The organism is Paenibacillus lentus, from assembly GCF_042714055.1.
Taxonomy (GTDB): Bacteria; Bacillota; Bacilli; order Paenibacillales; family Paenibacillaceae; genus Fontibacillus; species Fontibacillus lentus_A.
This window is the reverse complement of sequence record NZ_JBHGVC010000007.1, coordinates 275,479-281,818: the sequence shown is the minus strand read 5'-3', so window position 1 is coordinate 281,818 and position 6,340 is coordinate 275,479. Positions and strand designations below refer to the sequence as shown.

Below are 6,340 nucleotides of genomic sequence, written 5' to 3'. Positions count from 1 at the left end.
AAGATCAGAGGTCATCTTATTTGGCCTAAGGCCGTCTATATTTTATATTAATTTCTCCGCTGACGGGCACGGGCTTCGCCGCCCTTGCGTCCCGCCTCCTCACGGCTCATCTTTCCGTTATCATTATCGGAATCTCTGCGGGCTTCGCCGCCTTTTTGTCCAATCTCCTGATAGAACTCTTTATCGTGGTTACGCGAAGTGGCTTCGCCACCTTTTTTCCCGATTTCCTGGTAGAAATCCTTATCATGATTCCGGGCTGTGGCTTCGCCGCCCTTCTGTCCGATCTCCTGATAGAACTCTTTGTCATGATTTCTAGCGGTCGCCTCGCCGCCTTTGCGTCCTGCTTCCTCCAAGCTCATCTTACCGTCACGATTTTTGTTAGCCATGTTGGTTCACTCCTTATCGTATTTGTAAGGTACTCTATCGGGTACGGTATTGTATTACCCGCTCGAAGGAAATTAAAACATCAGCGACGGATATTATAGGTCTTGGCTATCGGGACATAAGTGACTTTGTCAAGAAGGATATCATAGCCTAGCGACTCTCCATTTACGGTAATCGTGATTTTTTTCAATGTATGATCCAGCTCTTTCGCTGGCTGCTTCTGGTTCATCATATCGTTCTCTCCTTTTAAATCTATACGATTTGCATTGACGGTTAAAATTAACCTGTCTGGAGATCATCGAAACAGCAAGCATGGTTACAACACAAAGACAGCAATCAGCAGGTATTGAACAGAACCGATAATTTCTATGATTCCTACTTTCATAGGCCGCAATGCTTTTCCCGCAAAAAGAAAGGTGCGGATCCCCGAGAACAAATAGGCCATCATCATGAAGGGCAGGCCCAGCAGCCAAGGAATAATCAGGAGCAGTACGTGATAGCCTTTCGCGCAGGCAAGCCATCGCTTATTTGTCCGTTCGCGAAATACGGACTTCACAAAGAACACGCTGCCCATGAAATATAGCGTATTGAATACGATTATAAGAAGCATCATGCGGTTCCAACCGCCGCCGCCGAGCAAATAAGCAGCTGCCCCGCCCAGCGAGAAAATTAGAATGGCGCACAGATCATTGAACCATGACCGTTCGGATTTTTGTTTAACATACCAAATGTTGACCATCAGCAGCACGAGTAAAATCGGCCCGAAATACAGCAGCTGCGGCTGACGGAGAAGTACCGGAATTAAGCATAGAACCGCAATCGAGCCGTAGATCGCTCCCCATTGAACCAAATGCATGCGATCCCTGCGTCTTTTGATAGATTGAAGGAGCGGATAAGACGATAAATATAGAAACAGCCATGCCAGAAATAGGAACAAATGCGTCCCCTGCGGCTTCCCCGCCATCATTCCGATCGCGAAGGGAACACAGACCATGGCCCATCCCCCATGCTCATGAGGGATTACAATCCCATGCTTTTTCACAAGCTCTGACTCTCCTCTTGACTACTTTCTTTTTACCCGCCAATATAGGACATATTTATCTTGGTACGCTGGGATGCCCGCTGCTGTGTTCGTTCATCGGAATAGCGATCCTCCCGCTTCTCCCAAACGCCGCGAATGGCGGAGAGGATTTCCTCTTCGGATGCTCCTCCGCGAAGCAGCTCCCGCAAGTCAAAACCGCGTGATGCGAACAGGCAGGTATAAAATTTACCCTCCGATGACAACCGTGCCCGGGTGCATGTAGAGCAGAAGGATTCCGACACCGAGGTAATGAATCCGATCTCCGCTGCTCCGTCCTTGTACCGATACCGCTGCGCTACCTCTCCATAATAATGCGGCTCCAAGGGCTCCAGCTCGTCCCCTGCGGACAGCCTGTCGTAAATCTCTTGCTTGGTCACGACCTGCTCTATGCTCCAGGCATTGTCGTTCCCGACATCCATGAATTCGATAAAGCACAGCGTGATGCCGAGCTGCTTGAAATATGCGGCCATCGGAAGGATTTCGCGGTCATTCACGCCCTTTTGCACAACCATGTTGACTTTAACCTGAAAGCCCACTTCTCTTGCATAGATAATATTGTCCAAAATGATGCCGGGTTCAATGCCTCGTCCGTTCATATAAGCAAACAGCTCGGGTTCAAGCGCATCCAGACTGATATTCAACCGGCGCAAGCCTTGATCAAATAACGGCTGAGCGTACTGCTTCAGAAGAAGGCCATTCGTCGTCAGCCCCACATCTTCGATTCCCTCCAACCTCGACAGCCTCCCTACAATTTCCGGCAAATCTCTCCGCAGCAAGGGCTCCCCGCCGGTGATCCGAATTTTCTTGACCCCGAGTGAGGCGAATATCCGGGCCACCGTGCAAATCTCATCCACAGTCAGTTGATCATTTTTCGGCAAAAATTTATAATCATCACCGAAAATTTCCTTCGGCATGCAATAGATGCAGCGAAAATTGCAGCGATCCGTGACGGAAATCCGCAAATCGCGGATCGGCCGACGCAGCTGATCACGTATAGGTTCTATAGTCATATTACATGCCGCCTCTCTCTATCTAGCTAATATCACTGAATAAGCCGACGTAATGAACGACTTCTCCCGACTCATCTTTAACCGCATTGATCGTCAGGAACTCCAAGTATTCCTGCCCGCTTTTGCGACGATTCCAAATTTCTCCTTGCCATTGTCCTGTTTGCCTGATGCTGTTCCACATTTCCTCGTAAAATGTTCCAGACTGTCTTCCTGATTTTAGAATACTCGGCTTGTTGCCGACAACCTCCGCCTCTTCATAACCCGTGAGCTTCGTGAACGCCGGATTAACGTTTCGAATCACACCTTTCGAATCCGTAACCAGAATCCCCTGCCCCGTCGACTGAAACACCTCGTTCGATACAACCAGCCGATCATGGTAATACATCCATACGACGAGAATAAGACTGGCTAGGGCGACCTGAGACAAAGCCATGAAGCCGATGGAATATTGACCTGTCATAGAATAAATCATCGACAGCATCAGCGGAGGAAAAAAGCCTCCCAGCCCGCCCATCATCGACACGATTCCGTTCACCGTCCCGGCCTGCTTGCTAAAATACTGCGGGACAAGCTTAAAGATAACGCCATTTCCTATGCCTGCGCAAATCGCTATCGTCAAGCTGCCTACAGTATAAAGCCCAATGGATGGAGAGAAGGCGAGAAGGATGGCTGACACAGTCAGGCCCAGAAACACGCCCATGAGCAATACGAGCGGCTTGAACTTATCCCCCAGCCATCCGCCGAGCGGGCGCATAAAAGTTGCCAAAGCGATAAACCCGGCGGTACGCATGCCCGCATCGACTTTATCCAGTTCAAAATGAGATACCAGAAAATTCGGCAGGTACACCGTAAAGGCTACAAACGAACCAAACGTAATAAAATAAAAAAGCGAGAACAGCCATAGCTTATCGTTCTTATAAACACCCTTGATCTCCTCGAGAATCGGTGTCTTGACCTTCGTTTCTTTTCGATCACCGAAGATGACATTCAGAGCTATAAAAATCAATAGCAGCACAAGATACAGTTTAACCGTAAACGACCAGCCTGCCTGAGACGCGACAACCGGTGCCGCAAAGGTCGTAATGGCCGTCCCCAAATTGCCGATCCCATAAACTCCATTGACTAGCCCGTGTCTTTCCTTCGGATAGTATTTCGGCAAGGACGTGACCCCAACCGAGAATACGGCTCCGCCAATCCCCAGGAACAAGCCGCCGATAACCAAATCGGCAAACGTAGAAGCCTTACTAATATAGAATACCGGGAAAAGCAACAAGATGAAACTCACAGAAAATACAAAGCGAGCACCAAGGACATTCGCATAATAACCAAAGGGGATGCGCAGGATCGAGCCCAGCACCACAGGAATGGCCGTTACGATCGCCAGCTGTTCGGGCGGAATTGAAATGTCCTCTTTAATAAATGGAAGAAGCGACGAAATAATTACCCAAACCATAAAACCTAGCACAAGATTCATCGTTTGCAAGGGCAATTGTATTTTTCTTATCATCAGATCACCTAATTCCTACGTACTGAATGACAATGTATTGATTCCCAATATCTATTGTAAGGGTGACCTGGGGAAAAAAATAATAGGGATTTCCCCTGATCCTGCCAAGGAAATCCCTAAACTATAGTTGTTTTTTTCGATGCTTCAAAAATCGAGAAGCTTCTTCTTGAGCGCATACTCAACAAGCTCCGGCCGGCTTTTTAAGCCCAGCTTCTCCATGATTTTCGCCTTGTGCACTTCTACGGTTTTTACAGAGATATACAGCCTTTCAGCGATTTCCTTGTTGCCGTAACCCTTGGCAACGAGCGGCAATATTTCGATTTCCCGCTTGGTCAGCTGATTGAAGGGATCGGAATCGCTGGATTCCTGATCCTTCTTAATGAATTCCCTCACCAAAGAGGTCGCCATTTTGGAGTGGATATACGTTCCGCCTTGATGAACGGTGCGGATCGCCAGCAAAAGCTCCTCGTCGGGCGCATTTTTCAGCACATAACCCGCCGCGCCGTTTTTCAGGACATGAAATAAATACTCCTCATCATCGTACATCGTGAGAATCAATATTTTCGTATCCGGATAATCGCTGCTGATTTTCCCTGTCGCGATTAACCCGCTTTCACCAGGAGGCATGCTTAAATCCATCAGCAAGACATCGGGGCTATGCTTGGCGACCATTTGATAAGCCTCTATTCCGTCCGCAGCCGTGGCCACGACCTCCATATCCGGCTGATAATTCAGAATCATGGAAAAGCCGCTGCGCACGACGGCATGATCATCGGCGATGACAATCTTCACTCCCGATCCCCTCCCTGAATAAATGGTGATAAAGGTATGCGAAGGTGAACCTTGGTTCCTGCACCCACCTCAGATAAAATCGTTAACTGGCCTTGTACCAGCTCCGCCCGTTCCCGCATGCCGAACAGGCCGAGCCCCGTTCCCCTTGCATCCCTGGCGTTCAAATGGAAGCCGGAGCCCTCGTCCTGAACGATAAGCTGAAGCTCTCCCTCCTCCTCGAACAGTCTAACTGATATTTCATCCGTATTGGCATATTTAAGCGCGTTCAATACGGCTTCCTGACATATTCGGTAGACGACCGTTTCGATTTCGTTGCTGTAACGTGCGGCGGACAGTTCTGTTTTAAAGTCCACAAGCAAGCCGTAATTTTTCTCGATCCATTTGAAATGAGAGCGAAAAGCCGCCTCCAGCCCGAAATCGTCCAGAGAGGCTGGACGCAATTCAACGGCTAAGCGCCGAATATCCTCCAGCAGCCGGGTCAACGAGGCTTCAGTCTGCTGCAGCTTGTTCAGGACAACCTGATCCGTATCCATATATTTTAGAACACGCAGATCGACGAGCGAGCTGAGCAGCTCCTGGGCGACGCTGTCGTGCAGCTCCCGGGAAATCCGCTTTCGCTCGTCTTCCTGCGCTTTGATGACGTATTTGGTCATATTCGTCTGGTGGAGCATTTCCTGAGTTCGATACTGCTTCGTCAAGTTAAGCAGCATGAAGACGCGAATGTCCTCCGCTTCATCAATTCGATGAAAGCTTGCCGCATAAGGCACAAGCCCTTTGCCCCGCGTGTTTAGATAGACTTGAAAGGAGGAGAAGTCTTCCCCTCTGTTGCTTAGAAAGCAATTTATGCATGATATCATCGCTTCCTCATTCGTATAGCCGGCACAGGACTGGCAGATCGAAATCTTCTCGCCTCTGTGCAGCTGCTCGATGACATCCAGATCAAGGATGCTCTCCGCAGCCGGGTTCATATGCAGAATTTCCCCTTCATTGCTGATGAAGAAGATCGCCTCCATGCTGTTATCATACATTTTTTTTAACAGATCATGAGATAGTTTGGTATCCTTCAAGCGAGGTCACTCCTCTACCAGCTCTCTGGTGAAAAATGGGCCGAACGAAGGGTCTAAATGCTGCCTGAAATCGTCTAACAGCGACGATGTCAATCGGTTTTCTTCGCGGAAGCCCACGAGCAATACCCCCGTAACGCGGCTATCCTTCCATAAAGGAATCGCACATACTGTTTTGAGCTGCTCGGCCACGATGATCGGGTAATTAAATAAATCGCCCGGATCGAGCTCCGCCTCTATATTTTGAATAAGCATCGGTTTTCCCGTCTTGAACACGATCCCGGCAATCCCTTTGCCCGAATGCAATACAATTCGCTTATAACGCTGATTTAAATTGCCCGATGCATATTGCCATGTCAGCACGAATTGGTTCGCCGCCGATTGCACCAGTGCAATCGAGACGAAATCAAAGTCAAATCGTTCCCGAAGGGTATCGATCGCCAGTTGATAATCAAAATCAAAATTCGGTTCATCCTTCATCCTATTTGCTCCCTTGCTTATT

The 6,340-nt window shown here is 48.7% G+C and carries 8 protein-coding genes; all 8 read right to left on the bottom strand.

Annotated elements, in window-relative coordinates; translation table 11 throughout:
* Positions 1-47 precede the first annotated feature (47 nt).
* Entirely contained in the window at positions 48-386 is a 339-nt protein-coding gene (locus tag ACE3MQ_RS17940; RefSeq protein WP_379395094.1) for a KGG domain-containing protein, read from the bottom strand.
* Positions 387-466: 80 nt separating this feature from the next.
* Entirely contained in the window at positions 467-616 is a 150-nt protein-coding gene (locus tag ACE3MQ_RS17935; protein WP_379395092.1) for a hypothetical protein, read from the bottom strand.
* Between the two features lie 84 nt (positions 617-700).
* Positions 701-1,426, bottom strand: coding sequence for a YwiC-like family protein (locus ACE3MQ_RS17930; protein ID WP_379395090.1), 726 nt, complete (start codon positions 1,424-1,426; stop codon positions 701-703).
* Positions 1,427-1,458: 32 nt separating this feature from the next.
* On the bottom strand, positions 1,459-2,475 hold the full coding sequence (gene moaA / locus ACE3MQ_RS17925; RefSeq protein ID WP_379395088.1) for a GTP 3',8-cyclase MoaA: 1,017 nt from the start codon (positions 2,473-2,475) through the stop codon (positions 1,459-1,461).
* Between the two features lie 22 nt (positions 2,476-2,497).
* Positions 2,498-3,982, bottom strand: coding sequence for a nitrate/nitrite transporter (locus ACE3MQ_RS17920; RefSeq protein ID WP_379395086.1), 1,485 nt, complete (start codon positions 3,980-3,982; stop codon positions 2,498-2,500).
* Positions 3,983-4,126: 144 nt separating this feature from the next.
* A complete protein-coding gene (locus ACE3MQ_RS17915) occupies positions 4,127-4,774 on the bottom strand; it encodes a response regulator transcription factor (protein WP_379395084.1) in 648 nt (215 codons plus the stop codon).
* A complete protein-coding gene (locus ACE3MQ_RS17910) occupies positions 4,771-5,802 on the bottom strand; it encodes a sensor histidine kinase (RefSeq protein WP_379395128.1) in 1,032 nt (343 codons plus the stop codon). Before ACE3MQ_RS17910 ends, ACE3MQ_RS17915 begins: the two co-directional genes overlap by 4 nt.
* Before the next feature lie 45 nt (positions 5,803-5,847).
* A complete protein-coding gene (locus ACE3MQ_RS17905; protein ID WP_379395082.1) occupies positions 5,848-6,318 on the bottom strand; it encodes a GAF domain-containing protein in 471 nt (156 codons plus the stop codon).
* Between the last annotated feature and the right edge of the window lie 22 nt (positions 6,319-6,340).

Excerpts from the sequence above, each read along its gene's own strand:
- ACE3MQ_RS17940 (WP_379395094.1), bottom strand. The coding sequence starts at position 386 with ATGGCTAACAAAAATCGTGACGGTAAGATGAGCTTGGAGGAAGCAGGA.
- ACE3MQ_RS17935 (WP_379395092.1), bottom strand. The coding sequence starts at position 616 with ATGATGAACCAGAAGCAGCCAGCGAAAGAGCTGGATCATACATTGAAA.
- moaA (WP_379395088.1), bottom strand. The coding sequence starts at position 2,475 with ATGACTATAGAACCTATACGTGATCAGCTGCGTCGGCCGATCCGCGAT.
- ACE3MQ_RS17920 (WP_379395086.1), bottom strand. The coding sequence starts at position 3,982 with ATGATAAGAAAAATACAATTGCCCTTGCAAACGATGAATCTTGTGCTA.
- ACE3MQ_RS17910 (WP_379395128.1), bottom strand. The coding sequence starts at position 5,802 with ATGTATGATAACAGCATGGAGGCGATCTTCTTCATCAGCAATGAAGGG.
- ACE3MQ_RS17905 (WP_379395082.1), bottom strand. The coding sequence starts at position 6,318 with ATGAAGGATGAACCGAATTTTGATTTTGATTATCAACTGGCGATCGAT.